The sequence below is a fragment of the Peribacillus sp. TH14 genome (genome assembly GCF_016651145.1).
Taxonomy (GTDB): Bacteria; Bacillota; Bacilli; order Bacillales; family DSM-1321; genus Peribacillus; species Peribacillus butanolivorans.
In genome coordinates this window covers 5,052,221-5,073,184 of the sequence record NZ_JAEKEK010000001.1, presented here as the reverse complement: position 1 = coordinate 5,073,184, position 20,964 = coordinate 5,052,221, and the positions used below count along the sequence as shown (strand labels likewise).

The following is a 20,964-nucleotide window of genomic DNA, read 5'->3' as shown; positions in this document are numbered from 1 at the left end:
GACAACATCTAACAATTGGAGGTGCAGTTTTTTTGACTAAATATACGATAGACGAAAAATTACATGCAGTTTTAGAGTACTTGGAAGGGAAAAAATCCTATAAATCCATCGCACAAGAAAGAAATGTAGGTTTATCCCCTCTGAAGAGATGGGTCGCTCGCTATCTAGAACATGGGATGGAAGGAATTGCTTCATCCTATACAAATTACACTCTGCCCTTTAAACTAGAGGTACTTAATTATATGAACGAATATGGGGCATCGATCAGCGAGACCGCTGTACACTATAATCTTCCTTCCGATTCTACACTTTTGAAATGGTCAAATCAGTTGAAGGAAGGAGGTATAGACGCCCTTAAACCAAAGAAAAAGGGGCGTCTATCCATGAAAAAAGAAACCAAAAAAACATCACCAGCTAAAGGCTCTCAAGAAGCACTTCTTGCCGAATTAGAATACTTACGTGCAGAGAATGCCTATCTAAAAAAGTTGAATGCCTTAGTTCAAGAAAAGGAAGCCCTACAAAGAAAGACAAAGCGAAAGTAGTCCATGAACTAAGGAAACAATTTGATTTAAATCTGCTTCTATCCATTTCTAACATGGCACGGAGTACATACTATTATTGGGTAAACGCCTTCGGGCGTGAGGATAAATACACAGAAATGAAATCCCTTATCGAAGAGATTTTCCATACGCATAAAGGGCGCTATGGGTATCGGCGTATCACCCTAGAATTACGTAACAGAGGTGCTCGCATCAATCATAAAACAGTTCTCCGATTGATGAATGAACTAGGATTGAAGTCTTTAGTTCGCATGAAGAAATACCGTTCGTACAAAGGGAAAATCGGCAAGATTGCACCCAACATTCTAGCACGTGATTTCAAGGCAACAAACTCAAATGAAAAATGGGTGACAGACGTCACAGAATTCCATCTAGCTGGGGAGAAACTATACTTATCGGCCATTCTTGATCTGTTTAATGGAGAAATCATCGCCTATAATGTCGAATCTCGGCCTGTTTATCCCCTCGTTTCCAAAATGCTGGAGAAAGCCTTTGACCGCTTGGAATCGAAAGATTCACCCATTCTTCATTCAGATCAGGGCTGGCATTACCAGATGAAACAATATTCGCATGATTTGAAAAGACATAACATTACACAAAGCATGTCCCGTAAAGGAAATTGTCTCGATAATGCGGTCATAGAAAACTTCTTTGGCCTATTAAAATCAGAGTTACTTTATCTTCAAGAATTTGAAAGCATGGAGCATTTCAAACAAGAATTAGAAGAATATATCCATTACTACAATCATCAACGAATCAAGGTAAAATTAAAAGGCATGAGCCCGGTAGAATTCCGGGTTCATGCCCTCAAGGCTGCCTAATTAAATAAAGTGTCTAACTTTTTGGGTTCACTTCACATCATATAGTGATGGCGGTTCTTTTTCATTAAGTTAACTAGTAGTGATTACAATGGAATAAGCAAGCAAAATGACCTCTCTTATAGAATAATTTCTACACGAATTGAATTTGATGTAAGATTATCGTGTTGCTTTATACAGCAACTCAACTATTTAAAGAAAATAATAATTTGATTTTTATACCATTATCGATAAATCCAAGGATATTGATTAGAGGAACATCAGAGAACTCGTCGAATTAATAAATTATATAACTTTATTTAATAGTTGCTTCTATTAACTATTTGTTTGTAGAATATGATAACCAAACAGTCCCCATAAAAGGAATCCCATAACTACATGGCGTAAAATGTTTTTTCGTTATTAAAGAAGGAGGGAATCCAAGAAGAAAAGTGAATTCAATAGTTATATTGGAAGGAGAATTAGACTTGCTGAATGAATTAGAAGTTACTCAAGTTACCATTCCATTGCCTTTTAGGTTGGACCACGTTCATTGTTTTCTAGCAGAAGGTGAAAAAGGGTGGACAATTATTGATACAGGATTGAACAACAAAGTAACAAGGGATATATGGAATCCCATAATTGAAAAACACGATGTTAATGATATCGTACTTACTCATTATCATCCAGATCATTTCGGCTATGCTGGGACTTTACAAGCATTAACAGGTGCAGATGTTTGGATGACACAAGTGGATGAATTGGCGGGGACGACATATTGGGAACCTGGTTCACTACAATTCCTTAAGGGCAATTATGATGCATGCGGTATTATAGATGATAAAGCATCTGCCATGTCCAGTGATGAAATTAGCTTTATCACACAGGTAAAACCCTATCCTACTGTGAATAATCACCTTGAAGAAGGGATGAAAATATGTTTTGGCAAGTACGAATATGAAGTGATTTTGACACCTGGACATTCAGATGGGCTAATTACCCTATATAATAAGGAAAATAGTGTCCTTTTCTCAACAGATCATATTTTACCTAGGATTTCACCAAATATCTCGTATTGGTTTCGAGGCATCACCAATCCATTAGAAGCGTTTTTTACTTCATTGAAAAAAATACAAAAGCTGGACGTTGAATATGTCATCCCTTCACATGGAACACCTTTTAAAAATGCCAATAAAAGAATTGTGGAATTATTGGATCACCATCAAGATCGATTAAATGAAGTTTATAAAAACATGAAAGAGCCGATAACAGTAAATGCCGCGTGCAATGTCCTTTTTAAAAATTTATCAATCCACGAATCACGGTTTGCGGTGGGTGAAACATTGGCACACCTTGAATACCTCTATTCCAACGACCAATGCAGTAAATTCAAACGTGAAGGCATATGGTATTATCAATCCATTTAATTTTTCTTCCTAGTTTTGATTTAAAAATTTAATTTGGTTTATACAAGCTCATACACATGAGCTTTCAGACTGTAGACAAACTCGATGAAAATCGAGTTTGTCTACAGTGTTTTCGAGGGGTTGTAAAAATTCGAACGTTGATTGGAACGTAGGGCACTCGCTTTCCGCGGGCGGTCAGGGAGCCTCCTCGGCGCCTTTGCGCCTGTGGGGTCTCCCTTGGACACGCTTTTCCCGCAGGAGTCTCGCACCTTCCGTTCCAATCAACTTTGTTTTAACAATTAGAAATAAACACTTTTGCCTACAGTCTTTTTTGTTTTAATATAGGAGTATTAAAACTTGATGTGATGACAATGCTCTCGAAACATAATTCTATTCAGCGAGATCAACTTGAAATGATTACTTTGGATCAACTGGTGCCAGCGAACCATTTGGTTCGTAAAATTGAGGGGCCATTGACTTCACTTTCATTTCTTTTCGTATCGAAAGAAATAGAAGAGGAGACTTCGACAAAAAAACGCCTATCAACAAAATAGGCGGTGGTTTAGTACTTTTACAACTATTTACTTACTCTTATTTGTCCCTTTACTTCATTTAGAATATTTTCAAGGGACGTGACGATTCCTTTGTCGTCCTTATAGCTAATATGCATTGGCTGGAAACGAACGGGAGAATCCAAACCAGCGAGTCGCTGATATTCGGAATAGTCCTTTTCTTAGGGTAACGAGAAAATTTACGACCCGGTATTTCTTTTCATCAATGACTAGTGCCTGTTGCAATTCTGGATCAGTCGTTGCAACCCCGACAGGACAAGCATTGGATTGACATTTCATAGTCTGTATACATCCGATTGAAATCATGAAACCACGGGCTATATTGACAAGATCAGCTCCCATAGCTAAAGCGATGGCAATTCGGTCAGGAGTGAACAGCTTACCAGAGGCAATGATTTTCACCTGATCTCGGACGCCATATTTTTCAAGAGTTGAAACTAGGATTGGTAAAGCTGATTTGATAGGCAACCCTACGCTATCAATCAATTCTTGATAAGAAGCACCTGTGCCTCCTTCTCCGCCATCCAATGTTATGAAATCTGGACCTTTTCCAGTATCTTTCATATATTTGGCAAGTTTTTCAACACTATCATTTCCACCGATAACCATCTTAATACCAACCGGTATGCCTGTATGGTTTCGGATTTTGTCAACGAAGTCACACATTGATTCTACATCATGAAATTGATGAAATCGATTCGGACTATCGATTGATTTGTAAGCCTCAACCTTTCGAATCTCTGCAATTTCAGGATTTACTTTTTCAGCATCGATATGACCTCCGCGAGTTTTTGCCCCTTGGGCTAATTTAACCTCAAAGGCTTTGATTTCTGGAATTTCACTTTTTCTTTTTAACTCATCCCAATCCATTTCGCCGATACTATCTCGAACTCCAAACATGGCTGGTCCGATTTGCATAATAATATCGACCCCTCCTATTAAATGATAAGGGGAAAGGCCACCTTCTCCTGTATTCATCCATGTGCCTTTTGCTAAAGCTAATCCTTCAGACAGAGCAGTGATAGCATTCTTCCCCAATGATCCATAACTCATAGCAGACATCCCGATAAGTCCTTTTAATTTAAAGGGATTTTTTGTGTTCGGACCAATAATCACAGCATCCTCATCATCCAATAAATAGGCATTGGATTCTTCATCTCCCCATGTTTCTTCTCGTTGTGAGAAAAGCGGATCCTTCATAAGGACGTATCTTTTAGTCATCACTTTTGTTTCTCGGTCGTATTTTTCTTCTTCAGCCAATTTTGGGAACATACTATTCCTTACAAAGAATCCTTCTTCATCGAAATCTCGTTTTGAACCAAAACCAATGACATCCCGTAAATATTTTGAGCTTTTTACCATGTGTTCATAGTCATCTCGAGAAAAAGGTTTTCCCTCATTATCACTGTTGAACCAGTATTGACGCATTTCAGGACCTATCTTTTCTAAAAAGTAACGAACCCTTCCCAGCACTGGATAATTCCTTAGAATCGCATGATGTTTCTGCCTACGATCAAAGAAAATCATATAGATTAATAAAAGAACTATTACAATGAAAATTAAGAAAATAATAGAAAATCCAAGAATAATTAAAATATTTGCGATGCTATTCATCCTAGCCCTCCTGTATGCAAAGAATCATGTATTGTTAATCTACTCGGTACTTCGATTATTTATACAAAAATTTACTTCAGACTCTTAAACAGGAAAGGAACATAATTAGATTGAAGGTACAACTTTATCACTCAATAAAAATCAAACTTTCCGCTGCATTTGTTTGACCCAAATGGCTAATTGTAAGGTTATTGCATCATTTAGCTCCTGAGGGTTATAACCGGTGATTTCCTTTATTTTTTTGATTCTGTAAATAAGAGAATTACGGTGAATGTACATACTTTTTGCACATTCGCCGATATTTAAGTTACTAAGGAAAAATTGTTGGAGTGTTTCAATCAGTTTTTCAGATAAGCTCCCCAATATTCTTTCTTGAAATTGTTGTTTCGTTCGATCATCTATTCGGTCCAAAAGGGCTTTGGTTTCCACTTCTGTATATGTAGTTAAAGACTGATTGTCGTCGCCGAGTAGCAGGGCTGATTCGGCTTCGTGGAATGAGTGACATATATATAATTCGGATTCCGCCAATGAACCCATCCCAACCCGCAAAGAAAATCTTTTTGCGATTAATTGATGGATAGCTGTATTCATTTTTTGCTTCATTAAATTTTCAGTAAGGGTAGAAGTTAGTATGAAAACTCGATTAACGTTTAAGAATCCAATAAGGGTGTGTTGTGTATCGAAAACATTTTCTAATAGTTGGATCACCTCATTCTTTTTTAACGGATTCAATTTTATTTCCAAAATACCTACTTGAAAAGGAGGTACTAATTTCATTCCAATCAGGTTGAGTCGCTGATCTATTGAATTTTGATTAATCGTTTCCTTAAGTAAGTCTTCAAAAACGAGTTCCTTCAAATGCTGTTTCCACTCGAGTTGTTCTGCCATAAATGATTGATTAAGCATCATTTCTGTAATCATTTTCACTAATTCTCCAAACTCCTTGAGTTCTGCGGGGTCTCCTGTTATCCCTATAACACCAATAATTACTTTCTGGAACTCTATGGGTAAATTAATACCAGGAAGTACACCCAGCCAATGATGGCGATCCTGTTCATGAATAATTAAAGGTTTACCGGTTTTAAGTACCTCTATTGCTCCAAAATGCGCTTGGTTAATACGATCAGGATTCCCTGAAGCAATAATGATTCCTTTCTCATCCATAATATTGATATTTCGATTGAGTCTAATAGTTGTTTGTTTAACAATTTCCCTTGCGATTTCTTGAGTTAGCATATAAATCATCCTTAAATAGTTTTTTAGGTAGTTTTACTGCTGGGATAGAGTAAGTGTAGCTATTTTTATTAACTAACCTTTTAATTTTTATATAAGTGTTTTAAGGTAATACTCAAACCCGCTCTAATACTAGTAGTTTTATAAATTTAGATATTAATGAAAAAAACAAACATAGGATAATTATTTCTATGTAGTATAGCCAAAAAAACTAAATATGTCATACTAATTTTTTGTATAGCTTGAACGATGATTAAAATATTTCTGAAGATTATAATAAACCTAATATTAAATTTATTCGTAGGGGGGCCTGACCATGAAAATTGTTATTGCACCAGATTCCTTTAAAGGAAGCTTGACAGCACTAGAAGCTTCGCAGGCAATAGACCGGGGAGTCAAAAAGGTATTGCCAGCAACAGAGACACTACTAGTTCCCGTAGCGGATGGCGGCGAGGGTACAATGGATAGTCTTGTTGCTGCAACAAATGGTCGGAAAGTCGAAGTTACAGTAAAAGGACCATTACTTGATAGTGTGCAGGCTGCATATGGAATCTTGGGAGATCAGGAAACATGTGTGATTGAAATGGCAAGTGCATCAGGTTTATGTTTAGTCGAGTCAGATAAACTGAACCCATTGATAGCCACTACATATGGAACTGGCGAGCTCATTCAAAAAGCATTGAACGATGGATGTCGAAAATTTATTTTAGGAATTGGTGGAAGCGCTACCAATGATGGCGGAGTGGGAATGCTCCAAGCTTTAGGAATGAAAACATTAGATTTAGAAGGGAAATCGGTTGGATTCGGAGGGGCGGAATTATCACGAATTGTGGAAATAAATACACAAGATTTTGATTCAAGAATAGCAGAATGTGAGTTTATAATCGCATCAGATGTTCAAAATCCATTGGTCGGACCTGATGGTGCCTCTTCTGTATTTGGTCCACAAAAAGGGGCAACACCAGTCATGGTGGATCTTCTTGATAAAGCATTATCAATTTGGGCTGATTTGGTAGAAACCAAGACAGGTATTCGCTTGCATAATAAAGCAGGGGCTGGTGCTGCAGGCGGAATTGGCGGTGCATTCCAAGCCTTTTTCTCTGCCGAAACGAAAAGAGGCGTCGATATCGTTATTGAATATACCAAACTTGGAGAAAAACTCCTTGGAGCTCATTGTGTCTTTACTGGTGAAGGACAAATCGATTACCAAACTGCATCAGGTAAAACACCCATGGGAGTGGCAGAAGAAGCGAAAAAGCAAGGCATTCCCGTATTTGTCTTAGCTGGTTCAATTGGAACAGGTATTGACGTTTTATATAATCATGGAATTACTAGCATTCATAGTCTTGTAAACGCTCCCATGCCGTTACAAGAAGCTATGGAAAGAGGGGCTGAATTTTTAGAGGTTTCAGCTGAGCAAGTTATGCGCACTTTTTTAGCTTCTTTTAAAAAATAAAAAATAGGGAGTTATCATATGTTATTTATTGTTTTAGCCATCGGAGTTTTTTTGATTGTATTTGCAACAACTAAATTTAAGCTACATCCGTTCTTATCGCTTCTATTTGGAACCTTGTTTGTTGGGTTTGCTTCAGGAATGCCTCTAGAACAAATTGTAGAGAATATAAACGGGGGATTTGGCGGTTTGATGACAAGCATTGGGCTTGTCATCGTTTTTGGAACAATTATTGGAACTATTTTGGAAAAGGCAGGAGCAGCTTTACGAATGGCAGAGGTTGTACTGCGTATTGTCGGTCCAAAAAGACCGCAGCTAGCGATGAGTTTGATTGGCTTTATTGTATCCATACCTGTTTTTTGTGATTCTGGATTCGTAATTCTATCCAGCTTAAGAAAAGCCTTGGCAAAACGAGCAAAAGTAGCTGTTGCTTCAATGTCAGTTGCGCTTGCAACTGGTTTGTATGCAACACATACGCTTGTGCCGCCTACTCCCGGTCCAATTGCAGCAGCAGGAAATATAGGAGCAGATGGATATTTAGGAACTGTCATTTTAATAGGGCTTATTACCGCTATTCCTGCGGCACTTGCTGGATATTTATGGTCAATAAAAGTGGCCAGCAAAATAGAGGTAGAAGATGATCGAAATGATTTGGACTACGATTATGATGAGATTGTTCGTTCATTTGGGAAAATGCCATCTGCTTTTCAATCCTTTTTACCGATTGTTTTACCAATCGTCCTAATTGGAGTTAGTTCGGTATTAAATCTGATTGGAACAGAAGGAAGTATCGCTTCATTTTTCATTTTCTTAGGCCAGCCTGTGATTGCATTGCTTGTAGGTGTTATCTCAGCACTCACCTTGCTACCAAAATATGATGAAGAAACGTTAACAAATTGGATTGCGACAGCCTTATTAGATGCAGCCCCAATTTTATTAATTACAGGAGCAGGCGGGGCTTTTGGAACAGTCATTAAAAATACAGGTATCGCTGACATCATTCAAGGTTGGGATCTTGGAAGCATCTTTAGTGGAGTTTTGTTCCTGTTAGTTCCATTCCTTATTGCAGCTGGTTTGAAAACAGCTCAGGGGTCATCCACAGCATCATTAGTCATTACATCATCACTGATTGCACCAATGCTACCAACACTAGGTATTGAGGGTGCTGTCCCACTTGCACTGGTTGTTATGGCTGTTGGAGCAGGTGCGATGACTGTTAGCCATGTAAATGATAGCTTCTTCTGGGTAGTCACCCAATTTAGTGGAATGAAAGTAACGGATGCCTACAAAGCACAAACGATGGCAACATTGCTCCAGGGCGTAGTTACGATAATTACCACGATGATTTTATGGGTCATTCTTGTATGATTTTAATAACGAAATGCAGAGAGGCGGAAACCGCTTCTCTTTTTTGTGATTCTAAAATTTCCATACACTAAATCCTTTTTCAGAAAATATTTACATTTTTTGTTGGTGTAGGAACTATAATAGTGTATGATACATAGTATAAAGTATAGTGTACGTCACATAGTATAGAGAAGAGGTGAGTGGGTGAGCACTTTATTGAATTCATTAACAACAGAGCTTCGCAGAGGAACTTTGACGTTAGCAGTTCTAAGTCAGCTCAAAAAACCCCAATATGGTTATTCGCTTGTCCAACGATTAGAGAAGTCGGGAATTACCATTGATCAAAGTACATTATATCCATTGCTTCGACGCCTGGAAAAACAGGAATTGGTGACTAGTAGCTGGGATACTACAGAGAGCAGACCGCGTAAGTATTATATTTTAAGCGATTATGGAAACGAAATTTTCATTCAACTAAAGAAGGAATGGGAAAAAACATCTCAGGAGCTTTATATTTTATTAAAAGGAGAGGAAGACGATGGAACTGATTGAACTTTATATTCAGGAAGTTACCCGCAGACTACCAGAGAAAAACCGAGAGGATATTGCGCTTGAGCTTCAGTCTACAATCGAAGATATGCTTCCAGACGATTATACCGAGCAAGACGTGAAAGAGGTCCTTTTAAAATTAGGAGATCCGGTTACACTGGCAAGTGGTTATCGAGATCGGCCGATGCACTTGATTGGACCACGTTATTATGATGTATATATCAGTCTATTAAAAATGATTTTACCAATCGCAGCCGTAATTTCCTTGATTGCACTTATAGGAGAAAATGTGTTTGGAGATATTGGTGAAAAAACGATTATAGAAGTAGTTATCATGTTAATAGGAAAAGGGATAGCAGGGATCATCAGTACAGGTATCCAAGTGTTTTTTTGGTTAACGCTTTTATTTGCCATTTTAGAACGCACAGATACTTCAAAGGATCAGATGCCTTTAACAAAAAGTTTGAAACGATGGACTCCAGAGGATTTAAAACATATTCCGAACATTTCTAAGAAAAAAGTAATTCCTAAGATTGAGATTTTCGGAAGTTTGTTAGCTATCTCAATATTCGCTGTCGTTTATTTCAACGCAGCCAACCTCTTAGGTGTCTATGAAGGAAGAAATAACGGCCTCATTTTTGTGACACCCTCTTTTAATCAAGATGTCTTGAATTCCTATTGGCCGCTGATTTTTTGCATCATTATCTTGGGTGTCATCTTGGCTATTTACAAGTTACTCGTAGGACAATGGACGCTAAAACTTGCCTTGATCAATGCCATTTATCAGCTACTATCCACTATAACATTTATCATCATCATCAGTAATCCGAATTTATTCACCCACGAATTCATTACGTATATCTCGAATCTATTTTCTATCAATGAATGGAAAAGCTCGATTTACTGGGGAGTCATACTAATCGATGTATTTTTTACAGTCTTGGAATCCTATAAAGGCTTTCGAAAAGCAAAAATCCGTTAATACACAGCATACTTGCTGTGCTTTATTAGAAGTGAGGTTCCGCGCCATACACAAATATGAGCCTATATAAAGAATTATCCATTCAAATGGTAGTTCTCATAAAAAATACACCTCTTATCCAATATAGTTTTAACTATTTGGATAAGAGGTGTTTCATTTTTGCTATTTTCTTATTGAACTGCATCGAACTGATTTACTTTCCAAGTAGATCCTGACTTGTAAAAGGTAACAATTCGGTTTACGGTGTCACCATCAACAGTAGGAACAATTAATTTATAAGATCTAACGTTTAGTTTTTGAGAGACCAATTTAATTTTTGCTTTCCGCCATTCTAACATGCTGTCGCCGTCCCCTATAGGACGAGCTAATTTTCCTTTATACGTAATATATTTATACTTTGTCAGCCCTTTTTCTACTGCACTATTAGTAAATGTTTCAGTTAAATCTCCAAGGGCTTTTGTGAAGTGTGTGCGTTATTGAAAGCTTTTATGACCAGTTCTGTCGTCATTGAACGAGAAAATGAATACCCTACTATTTTCTTAGAATGAAGGTCCAATACCGAAGCTAAATAACACCATCCGTCTTTTAACGTGTGGATATACGTAATATCTGCTACCCATTTCTCATTAATGGTCTGAGTAGTGAAGTCTCGTTTTAACAAATTATCCAATTAAATAACCTTTTCTTTAGATGGATAGGGACGGTATTTTTTCTTAGTAATAGAACGAATTCTCGCCTTGCTCATTAAACGTTGAACACGCTTTAGACTTAGGGAAAACCCTTTGGATAATAAGCTTTCATGAATATTTGGAGCCCCATATCGTTCCATTGCTTTCCTGGTAAATGAGATGAATTTCCTTCGTGAGTACTTGGTTTTCCTGTTTGATAAGACTATTTGAAGGGACTGATAATGGCTGCTTCTTGGGATGTCTAGTATTTCACACATTTTTTGTATGGGATATTGTTTCTTGTGTTCCTCAATAAATTCGGTAAGAACTGTCTCGGTTACTTTTTCGCGAATATGGCCATAGCCTTTTTTAAGATTTCAACTTCTTGCTTTAACCGAAGGTTTTCCTTCTGTATGGCGGCTAATTCCTTTGGAGTCATAGACTCTTCCCCTAAACTGATAGGGGTAAATTCTTTAACCCATTTATAAATGGTAACTTCTGATACGCCATATTCGCCGCTTAATTCTTTGACCGAATTACCCGAGTAATAAAGATCTACAATAGTCTTCTTGAATTCATTATTATATTTTTTACCTGTATTCTTACGTTCCAAGACGGACACATCCTCTCAAAAATCATTGTAAGGACTTAACTAAAATGTGTCCATGAAACTATACTAACTCCACGATATACGCTTTATTTGATATTAATTGCATTTAAGGGTGTATGTAAGATATTATCTCTTTTATAAATTAACTTAAAAATTAAATATAAAAAGCCAAACGAACATTAAAAATCACACTTAAATTAGAGGTGAGTACAATATGAATACAATCATGATTGTAGAAGATGATATAAAAATCGCTGAATTACTGCGAATTCATATTAAAAAATACGGATATCAAAGTGTTATTATAGAGGATTTTGAAAATATCTTAGATACATTTCAAAAGATTAAACCAGATTTAGTGCTATTAGATATAAATCTGCCTAATTTTGACGGTTTTTATTGGTGCCGCCAAATACGAGCTATTTCTACTTGTCCAATTATATTTCTATCTGCAAGGAGTGGAGAGATGGATCAAGTGATGGCCTTAGAAAATGGTGGTGATGACTATATTACAAAACCATTTTACTATGAAGTGGTAATGTCTAAAATTCGTAGTCAATTAAGAAGGGCGTATGGTGAATATGCACCTAAAGTAACGGAACGTGTAGTTGAAAAATCTGGATTAACCCTTTTTCCTGAAAGGATGGAACTTCGATTGGAAGAAAAAGTTGTTACACTTACAAAAAAAGAAACATTATTACTAGAAATGTTATTAATAAAGTCCCCTATCCTTGTAAAACGTGAAGCAATTTTAGAAGAGCTTTGGGACGTTCATACATATGTAGATGAAAATACGTTAAGTGTCAATATCGGTCGAGTTCGAAAAAAATTACAATATTTAGGAGTTGGTGATGTACTAGAAACTGTTCGTGGTGCCGGATATCGCTTGAATACTACTTGGACAAAGGGTGATAACCAGTAATGAAATTATTTTTAAGAGAACATATCCCACTTATTTGTATTTCAATGATTCAATCATTCATCATCCTTTTAATATATTGGCTGGATGGTTTTTCTCATGTATCGATTGTATTATATACATTGTTTCTCGGTGTTTGCTTATTAATTGTATACCTTGTATATCGATATTGTAGTCATCGATCATTTTATACAAGTTTATCAAATCCAATGGATACACTAAGTGAATCAATAAGGGAGAGGGATTTCACTCCTTTATCAACAGCGTTAGATACATTACTACAAGTCCAATATCGTCATTATCAAAAACAATTAAAAAAATGGGAACGAAAACACCAGGAACAACTTACCTTTATGAACCAATGGGTTCATCAAATGAAAACGCCTCTTTCTGTCATTGAATTAATTACACAGGCAACTGAAGGTTCCGAATTTGATAGTATAATGGAAGAAACGGAGCGAATCAAAAAAGGATTAGAAACTGTGCTATATCTTGCTCGACTAGAGACATTTGAACAAGATTTCATTGTAGAGAGGGTATCATTGCTGAAAATGATTGATTCTGTCATTCATGAAAATAAACGTTATTTTATACGTAGTGATGTCTACCCAGAAGTAAAAGTAGATCCAGATCTTACAGTAGAAACAGATAAGAAATGGTTTCGATTTATTCTTAACCAACTTCTTTCAAATGCGATTAAATATTCAACAGGAAGCAAAGAAAAAATTACAATTTCAGCCTTTATCAACAAACGTACAGTTATTTTAGAAGTGAAAGATCGAGGTGTGGGAATCATAGCTTCTGATTTACCGCGCGTGTTCCGACCATTTTATACAGGAGAAAACGGTCGGAAATTTAAAGAATCGACAGGAATGGGATTATATCTTTCACAAGAAGTATGTACTAAATTACATCATGAAATTAAATTGGAATCTAAAATAGGAGAGGGAACAACAGTTCAACTTGTATTCCCTTATGCATATCATTAGCCGATGAATGAAATATCATTTATCGGTATTTTTTTTGAATCTTACAAAGTTGTTAGATAAATGTTAGGAAGTTCGATATGAGAGAAAAGAAAAATTGGTTACACTTTATAATATAAACAACCAGAAATGAAAGGTGAGAATGCTATGGGAATACTAAATGTTTACGATGTAAGTAAAATATATAAGGGGGATGTTTCCTATACAGCCCTGTCTAATATTGATTTAAAGATAAATAAAGGCGAGTTTGTAGGAATTATGGGGCCATCTGGGAGTGGTAAAACAACACTACTAAATATGATTTCAACTATTGATACCCCTACTTCAGGGGAAGTTATCATTGATGGAGAAAGTCCACATCAGTTGCCAATAAATCAATTAGCTTTATTTAGAAGACGGGAATTAGGATTTGTGTTTCAATCGTTTAACTTATTAAACACATTAACAGTAAAAGAAAATATTATTCTACCGCTTACGTTAGATGGGGTACCCCCTCAAGAAATGAATCAACGTGTGGCATCTATTGCTGGAAAATTAGGGATTACAGATATCTTAAATAAGCGTACGTATGAAATTTCTGGCGGACAAGCACAGCGAACGGCTATTGCACGTGCAATTATTCATAATCCGAAATTATTACTAGCAGATGAACCCACAGGAAACTTGGATTCACAATCTGCAAGTGATGTGATGGAACAATTTTCAAAACTCAATAAAGAGTTGGGTACAACAATGATGCTTGTGACACATGATGCGATGGCTGCAAGTTATTGCGATCGTATTGTATTTATTAAAGATGGAAAGCTGTACAATGAAATTTATTGTGGAGATAGTCGTAAAGTGTTTTATCAAAAAATTCTAGATGTTTTATCGTTATTAGGGGGACGTGGGAATGACTTTTCGGCAGTTCGCGTTTAATAATATTATTCGAAACAAGCGCACATATGTTGCTCACTTCTTGAGTAGCGCATTTTCTGTGATGGTTTTTTTTATATACGCACTACTAGTATTCCATCCTGACCTGCAGGGTGAACTGACTACTATAAGTGCAACAATAAATATACTAGGAAAGATAGGGATGCAGACATCTCAATATTTAATATTTATCTTCTCATTTTTCTTCCTCTTATACTCTGTAAGTGCATTCTTAAAAGTGAGAAAAAAAGAATTTGGACTTCTAATGATTCAAGGTATGTCACCTAGACAATTGCATCAACTGTTATTCATTGAAAATATGCTAATTGGAATGGCTGCTATTATATGTGGGATTACGGTCGGTCTTATTTTGGCTAAACTTGTTTTAATAATATGCGCTAACATTTTTGCGATCCATAAAGGATTAGCGTTTTATATACCAATAAAAGCAATCTTAATGACTGTCGGAGCTTTTTTACTGTTGTTTCTATCCATTGCTTTATTAACTTCTAGAATAGTGAAAGTAGGACAACTAATTGAACTTTTACTGTCTGAAGAAAAACCAAAACCAGAACCTAAAGCATCTATTGTACTTTCTTTGCTGGCAATTATATTAATCGTTGTAGGGTATGCAGTAGAGTTTTATTTTACTTTGCATCAGAATTTGCTCGTTTTGATTCCAATAGGCGTAGTGTTGGTTGTAATAGGAACATATTTCTTATTTACTCAATTGAGTGTGTATATGTTGTATATATTGAAACGTAAGGAATCCATCTTCTTAAAAAACTCAACCTACTTACAATTTCAGAATTAATATATCGTATGAAAGATAATGCCATTATGTTTTTTATGGTAGCGATTATTTCAGCTGTTTCGTTCACAGGGATTGGAACTTTTATGTCTCTGGGAAATCCAGGATTAGCTGAAATGACCAACCCATTTGCTTTTACTTATCAATCCTCTCCTGAAAACAAGCAAGAAGAAACACATGTTTCAGAAATTAAAAAACAGTTGTCAGAGGCTCGTTTTTCCTATCATGAAGGTACTGCCACTCCAAAAGAGACCGAAAATGATCTTATTATTTTTAGTTTGGCAGATTTTAACAGCGTTGCCAATGCACTTGGGCATCCAAAAGAAACACTCAGAAATGACGATGAAGCTATTATAGTGCCAACAACAGTTTCACAGCAAACAAAATTTAGAAATAAAGAAGACGTCATTAAAACAATTGATTTATTGCAAGGAAATATGGATATTCAGTTTCATATTAAGAAAACGGTATCCTATATAGGATGGAATGAAAAAGATACTGGAAAAACGATGGTTGTAGTTTCTGACAGCATGTATGAAAAAATTCCAAACATGAGCCTGAATGCAATGGGGTTACCAAAGTACCATGTATTTGCTGTGAAAGATTGGGAGAAATCCAAAGAAGTTGCCAGTCAATTACAGCACTCTATCCCACTGGATGAAGAAGGAAAATATTATCTTAACTCTCTAGTATTGCAATGGTTGTCTGACAAACAAGAAAACGGAATGTTACTCATTATCAGCGCATTAGTTGGAATTGTGTTTTTTACCTTTGCTGCAAGTTTTCTATACTCACGTCTATATACAGACCTAGAAAGGGACCAACAACAATACAAGACGATTGCGAAAGTTGGTTTAACTCAAAACGAGTTAAAAAAGATCATAACACGTCAGCTCTGTATCATGTTCTTTTTACCAATTACAATAGCTGTAGTTCATAGTATTGTTGCCTTTACTGCACTACAAAATCTAGTTTCGTTTTCTATTGTAACTGATTCTTTTGTTATACTTGTATCCTTTATGTTCTTACAAATTGTATACTTTTTTGTGATTCGTTGGCGTTACCTTCGATATTTGTATAAAAAAACCATGTGAATTGTTGTCCAATATATTTAATTGAGGAGAATGTAAAATGAAGAAAATAATTCGTATATGCATCATTGGAGTAATGGCTATTTCTCTTTTGAGTGCTTGTTCACTATTCGATAATAAGCACGAAACCCAGACTAGAAATGGGATGTTACTGATAGGTAACGAACAACCATTACAAGACATAGTTAATCAATATAAAAATAAAATTCAATCAAATGCCGTATATAAAATTAAACAATCTACAATCGAAGATTTAAATACGTTAATTTTGAAGAGAGATACAGCTGAAGAGCTTGTAAAACAAGGATTGTTACGTCGACCAAAGAATGTGAAATCTCCTACTTTTTCTGATTCTTATTCCATTCAATCTTTACCCGATGTTGAAAAAGATACCGCATTGCTATTATCACGATACGATAGCTCGGAAAATGTAAAACGTTTAAAGGAAGTTACGATGAATGATATTAAATTTAAAGCACAACATGATGATCCAGCTTGGTTCGGATATATCCCAGACCCAAGTTTCGAAACTGTGATTGCCATAGTTAGTGACGAGATGTTTAATAAAATTCCTGTACCAGAAACAAGTATGGCGACTTTACACCTCAAGAAGACCTATGGAAGTCTTAGAGACGAAGTAATAGCTCCTGATGCAAGTGATTCTGATGCATTAAAAACCAAAACAGAATGGTTAAGATTAACTAAAGATATAAAAGAACATGTGAAGCATTTGAAGAGCATTTCCTTTCTTGAAAAGTAAAAACTTCATTGCTAAATTATGTTTTACGGGCCTCATAAATAATTATGTTGATTCGTATGACTATTTATGAGATGTAATATTAAAGTCTGTTTCATTTATATAATCCATTAAATCAGTTCTTAATATGAAGCTTTTAAATAGTGTGGTGATGGGGAATCTGAACTCGCGGGGAAACATGCAAATGAAAAACCTCTTATGTTTACTGCATAAGAGGTTTTTCATCAAAGCCATTAACTTATTGAACTGCATCGAACTGATTAACTTTCCACTTGGATCCGGACTTATAAAAAGTAACTGTTCTTTTAACCGAATCACCGTCGACTGTAGGGACCGTTAAATTATAGGATTTAACGTTCGGTTTTTGATAGACCAATTTAATTTTCGCTTTTCTCCACTCTAACATGCTGTCGCCGTCTCCTATAGGACGAGCTAATTTTCCTTTATACGTAATATATTTATACTTTGTCAGCCCTTTTTCTACTGCACTATTAGTAAATGTTTCAGTTAAGTATTTAACTAGCTTGTCTTTAGTATTAAATTCTTGGCAAAGGTAAGAATACTCTGTACCTTTATAATTAAATGTTTTTTGTGAACAGGATTGATTAGTGTATCCATGTAATGCATTCCAGAAATGATTGCTGGCTTTATCGGCTATCTTTAATGCATTTTTGTCAGATAAATTCTGTGATGTATTTTGTGCTGTAACTACGGTACTCATTGTACAAAAAAGAATGATGATTGATAATAGCATACCTGAAAATTTTTTCATACTTTCTCTCCCCAATCTCTAATTAGGATAATTATGTAACAATAGCGCAATTAATATTACAATTGTTACATTTATATTACAACAAGATCGACATTAGTAAAAGAGAAATTTTAGTAATTTCATAATATATTTTTAGTTTTTATTGGAGTATACATAATTTGTTCATATTATTTCTTTCAAAAGTAGCGTTTACCCTATCTACATAAAGAAAAGGGAATGATTTAAGAGTTGCAATCCAATTTAGCTTACAGCTAAGTATTTATTTATCATCCATCGCTTATTCTATGAGGAACTTACATTATATAGAAGAGCTTCCGCTATATTAGGCAGTTATCGGAATAAATCGCTTTTCTTGTTGACCTAACGTAAGCAAGATAGTGAAATAAAGAGTTGATGTTATACATTACACGAATCTGTTAAAAATAAAAGGCACAAAGATCTTATTTAACCAAATGGTTGAGTTATTTAGTTTAATCCATTATAGTTAACCATTTGGTTGAACAAGATAATGATTACCTAGATAATATTTTCCAAGCTTTGGCTGACCCAACTCGAAGAGAAATAGTTCGTCTTATTGCTTCTAATGACCGAACAGTTTCAGAACTGGCAGCACCTATTGATATGTCTTTAGCAGCAATTTCTAAGCATATCAAAGTTTTAGAACGGACAGAATTACTTAATAAGACAACGAAAGGGAGAACATATATATGTCGTCTAAATCCCGATTCGTTATCATCCGTTATAGAATGGCTTCGTTTTTATGAGTGATTTTGGAACAGGCAGTTTGATGTTCTTGAACGTGAGCTAAATAAAGCCAAAAAGGAAGAACATTAGATTATTAGTACAATTTTATAATTAACTTATTTAGGAAAGGTTGATAAAGATGGTTAATACATCAACCACAACACTTACTATGATTCGTCGTTTTGATGTCCCTGCGGAAAGAATATTTGACGCTTGGCTGAGCCCAGAAATGATGAGAAAATGGTTTTTTACAATGGAATCAACGAATAAAGTGGCAAACAATGAGCCTATTGTAGGTGGCTCCTGGGAAATTGTCGACCATAGAGAAGGTAAAGATTACAGGGCAGTTGGTAAGTACATAGAAGTTGACTCACCAAGTAAATTAGTTTTCACATTTAAAATGCCTCAATTCAGTGATACGGAGGACAGGATTACCGTTGAAATTAATCCTTTTGAAAATGGCTGCGAGATGACCTTCACACAATTGATTGTCGTTCCTCACGAAGAAGGTTGGACTGAGGAAGACATTGAAAAAGCACATGATGAATATAATAGTCAAACTGAACAAGGTTGGGGTTATATGTTTGAAGGGTTAAAAAAATTAGTAGAAACTGGTAAAATTAATTATCCATCTTAAATTACATTCACCGAGCGTCTACTTTCGCTCGTGCTTTTATTTCAGAATTACGCAATAATGCAATAGAAAATAAGGTGCTTGTTTAACTATCGGATAGTTCGTATTATAAGGTCGACCAGTAAAAATTACTGGTTGACCTTTTTTAATAGATTCTATTATATCAGTAGCCAGCCACCTTTTCTGACAAAAAAACAGGATTACACCTTCAAGAAAAAACATGGGGATTATATAGGTTTTTTTAATCAATCGTTTATTTCAATATAAATATATTTTTATCGAATGGGTGTTACATAAACTTTTGAGACAGTGATCATTTAAGTTAGTAAAAATGGGAATTTACCGATATTTTGATTTACAAATGTTCAATTCATTCGTAGCTATTTTTAGGTTGTATAGGGCTTTGCTGAATCTTTTTAGATAATGGTAATTGTTTACATTGTGGAATGAGCGGAGTTTAGGTAATATAAGTATACAAGTCTGCGCTGTTCGTAATGATTATTAAGTTTTAACCTTTAAGCTGTAATAGGGAGTTTTATATTGAAACAGGAATGTTATGCCTTGTCATTGACTTGGACAACAGGATTGTTTCTGCAAACACCCACTTTGAGGAGTGGTGGTTTAAAACTTTCTTACTGAATACGGCAATGGCGGCTTACATCTTTAAATGTTGAAACCGGTCTCGGTCTGAGGCCGGTTTTTTGCTGTTTTTTTCACAACGTACTATCGGAATTGTATGTATCGCTTTGTAGTCTGAAGAACCGAACCGATAATATCGAACCTATATTGAACTAATATATTTATTTTCAACCGTCTTACATTTTTTCCATAGTTTACAGCTTGGTACCGTACGTGTTGTTTATTAGCAACATTTATTCTTGCTTTGTATACCGATTGGCATAACTTGAGGCAACGAAAGCATTGGGTTTAATTTTGGGTTCCACTCCCATGGATTCCATCCTAGCTACCATTTCTTTTACAAACTCACTTGTTTTGTTCCGTTTTCCAATCCCGATATCAATGTGGCCCTCCATGATGAACGTTGCCCCTTGATATACAGCAGGCAGTACAATATCGATTAACTGATTTTTTCTTTCTTCCGTAAACATGGATACAATCTCCTCAGTTAACGACAATTCATGGGAAATACGTTCATGTAATTGGGTCATCCTTCTAGGAATCGTCACTTTTCTTATACAAGCCCACACACCATTCCCGACCTGCTGTATCACAATGCCTGTAATGAAAACCGTATGTTTTTTATGTACTTGAGAATCAGTACCGACCATCAATCGATAGTTACCAGATGGATTTAATTTCATGAACTTTACAATATGATCGAATACCTCTTCAAATGACATGTTTTTTTCCTGAAGATTTTGAAATGGAATGTTATGAATTGGATATTGCCTCATATTGTTGCACCCAACCTTTCCTTGGCTATAATACTGATTGTTCCATATCTACTCCCCGCCAATAACACATCATATGAAGTAAGTTCTTGTTTCGTGCAGTGAGTAGAACCAACCCTCAAATGAAGATGT

The 20,964-nt window shown here is 35.7% G+C and carries 17 protein-coding genes, 1 other RNA gene and 3 pseudogenes; 15 read left to right on the top strand and 6 right to left on the bottom strand.

The window, feature by feature from the left end:
• Positions 1–32 precede the first annotated feature (32 nt).
• The 3 genes from JFU50_RS24445 (at position 33) to JFU50_RS24435 (ending at position 3,317) form a co-directional block, all read left to right on the top strand.
• Positions 33–1,381 (top strand): IS3 family transposase gene (locus tag JFU50_RS24445; RefSeq protein ID WP_201182105.1). Its coding sequence is split into 2 segments (ribosomal slippage): positions 33–477 and positions 477–1,381, totalling 1,350 coding nucleotides; the frame shifts between segments, so codons are not numbered across the junction.
• A gap of 464 nt (positions 1,382–1,845) precedes the next feature.
• The gene (locus tag JFU50_RS24440) at positions 1,846–2,784 is read left to right on the top strand and encodes an MBL fold metallo-hydrolase (RefSeq protein WP_201225179.1); all 939 of its coding nucleotides are present in this window, start codon (positions 1,846–1,848) and stop codon (positions 2,782–2,784) included.
• Positions 2,785–3,134: 350 nt separating this feature from the next.
• Positions 3,135–3,317: a hypothetical protein gene (locus JFU50_RS24435; protein WP_201224559.1), complete on the top strand. Its 183-nt coding sequence runs from the start codon at positions 3,135–3,137 to the stop codon at positions 3,315–3,317.
• A 23-nt stretch (positions 3,318–3,340) separates the two neighbouring features.
• Here JFU50_RS24435 and JFU50_RS24430 read toward each other — a convergent pair.
• Together JFU50_RS24430 and JFU50_RS24425 are read right to left on the bottom strand one after the other, a co-directional pair.
• Positions 3,341–4,949, bottom strand: a pseudogene (locus tag JFU50_RS24430) (FMN-binding glutamate synthase family protein).
• Positions 4,950–5,090: 141 nt separating this feature from the next.
• On the bottom strand, positions 5,091–6,185 hold the full coding sequence (locus tag JFU50_RS24425; RefSeq protein WP_201224557.1) for a CdaR family transcriptional regulator: 1,095 nt from the start codon (positions 6,183–6,185) through the stop codon (positions 5,091–5,093).
• A gap of 313 nt (positions 6,186–6,498) precedes the next feature.
• Between JFU50_RS24425 and JFU50_RS24420 the strand changes: the two genes are divergently transcribed.
• From JFU50_RS24420 to JFU50_RS24405, 4 genes are all read left to right on the top strand, one after another.
• Complete coding sequence (locus JFU50_RS24420) at positions 6,499–7,638, top strand: glycerate kinase (RefSeq protein ID WP_201224555.1); 1,140 nt, start codon at positions 6,499–6,501, stop codon at positions 7,636–7,638.
• A gap of 18 nt (positions 7,639–7,656) precedes the next feature.
• The gene (locus JFU50_RS24415) at positions 7,657–9,003 is read left to right on the top strand and encodes a GntP family permease (RefSeq protein WP_201224553.1); all 1,347 of its coding nucleotides are present in this window, start codon (positions 7,657–7,659) and stop codon (positions 9,001–9,003) included.
• Between the two features lie 183 nt (positions 9,004–9,186).
• The gene (locus tag JFU50_RS24410) at positions 9,187–9,534 is read left to right on the top strand and encodes a PadR family transcriptional regulator (protein WP_201180513.1); all 348 of its coding nucleotides are present in this window, start codon (positions 9,187–9,189) and stop codon (positions 9,532–9,534) included.
• Positions 9,521–10,513 (top strand): HAAS signaling domain-containing protein, encoded by a 993-nt coding sequence (locus JFU50_RS24405; RefSeq protein WP_201224551.1) that lies wholly within the window; start codon positions 9,521–9,523, stop codon positions 10,511–10,513. Before JFU50_RS24410 ends, JFU50_RS24405 begins: the two co-directional genes overlap by 14 nt.
• A 170-nt stretch (positions 10,514–10,683) precedes the next feature.
• Here JFU50_RS24405 and JFU50_RS24400 read toward each other — a convergent pair whose 3' ends face one another.
• Together JFU50_RS24400 and JFU50_RS32050 are read right to left on the bottom strand one after the other, a co-directional pair.
• The gene (locus JFU50_RS24400) at positions 10,684–10,899 is read right to left on the bottom strand and encodes a DL-endopeptidase inhibitor IseA family protein (RefSeq protein WP_201254625.1); all 216 of its coding nucleotides are present in this window, start codon (positions 10,897–10,899) and stop codon (positions 10,684–10,686) included.
• A gap of 65 nt (positions 10,900–10,964) precedes the next feature.
• Positions 10,965–11,794, bottom strand: a pseudogene (locus JFU50_RS32050) (IS3 family transposase); the annotation flags it as partial.
• Between the two features lie 211 nt (positions 11,795–12,005).
• Between JFU50_RS32050 and JFU50_RS24380 the strand changes: the two are divergent.
• The 5 genes and pseudogenes from JFU50_RS24380 (at position 12,006) to JFU50_RS24360 (ending at position 17,273) form a co-directional block, all read left to right on the top strand.
• Entirely contained in the window at positions 12,006–12,713 is a 708-nt protein-coding gene (locus tag JFU50_RS24380) for a response regulator transcription factor (protein WP_201224547.1), read from the top strand.
• Positions 12,713–13,699 carry a sensor histidine kinase gene (locus JFU50_RS24375; protein WP_201224546.1) on the top strand — a complete coding sequence of 329 codons (987 nt, stop codon included), beginning with the start codon at positions 12,713–12,715 and terminating at the stop codon, positions 13,697–13,699. The genes JFU50_RS24380 and JFU50_RS24375 overlap by 1 nt, the downstream gene beginning before the upstream one ends.
• A 144-nt stretch (positions 13,700–13,843) precedes the next feature.
• The gene (locus JFU50_RS24370; protein ID WP_201225178.1) at positions 13,844–14,614 is read left to right on the top strand and encodes an ABC transporter ATP-binding protein; all 771 of its coding nucleotides are present in this window, start codon (positions 13,844–13,846) and stop codon (positions 14,612–14,614) included.
• Positions 14,589–16,516 (top strand): annotated as a pseudogene (locus JFU50_RS24365) (FtsX-like permease family protein). Before JFU50_RS24370 ends, JFU50_RS24365 begins: the two are co-directional and overlap by 26 nt.
• A gap of 37 nt (positions 16,517–16,553) precedes the next feature.
• The gene (locus tag JFU50_RS24360; RefSeq protein WP_201180507.1) at positions 16,554–17,273 is read left to right on the top strand and encodes a lipoprotein BA_5634 family protein; all 720 of its coding nucleotides are present in this window, start codon (positions 16,554–16,556) and stop codon (positions 17,271–17,273) included.
• A gap of 235 nt (positions 17,274–17,508) precedes the next feature.
• Here JFU50_RS24360 and JFU50_RS24355 read toward each other — a convergent pair whose 3' ends face one another.
• On the bottom strand, positions 17,509–18,042 hold the full coding sequence (locus tag JFU50_RS24355; protein ID WP_201224545.1) for an IseA DL-endopeptidase inhibitor family protein: 534 nt from the start codon (positions 18,040–18,042) through the stop codon (positions 17,509–17,511).
• A 492-nt stretch (positions 18,043–18,534) separates the two neighbouring features.
• On the opposite strand from JFU50_RS24355, the gene JFU50_RS24350 reads away from it, so the two are divergent.
• From JFU50_RS24350 to ssrS, 3 genes are all read left to right on the top strand, one after another.
• Entirely contained in the window at positions 18,535–18,810 is a 276-nt protein-coding gene (locus JFU50_RS24350; protein WP_274608367.1) for an ArsR/SmtB family transcription factor, read from the top strand.
• A gap of 115 nt (positions 18,811–18,925) precedes the next feature.
• Positions 18,926–19,423, top strand: a complete 498-nt coding sequence (locus tag JFU50_RS24345; protein WP_201224544.1) for an SRPBCC family protein — start codon at positions 18,926–18,928, stop codon at positions 19,421–19,423.
• A gap of 471 nt (positions 19,424–19,894) precedes the next feature.
• A non-coding RNA gene (gene ssrS / locus JFU50_RS24340) (6S RNA) lies at positions 19,895–20,081 on the top strand.
• 211 nt (positions 20,082–20,292) lie between these two features.
• Here ssrS and JFU50_RS24335 read toward each other — a convergent pair.
• A complete protein-coding gene (locus tag JFU50_RS24335; protein ID WP_201180502.1) occupies positions 20,293–20,835 on the bottom strand; it encodes a ribonuclease H-like YkuK family protein in 543 nt (180 codons plus the stop codon).
• Between the last annotated feature and the right edge of the window lie 129 nt (positions 20,836–20,964).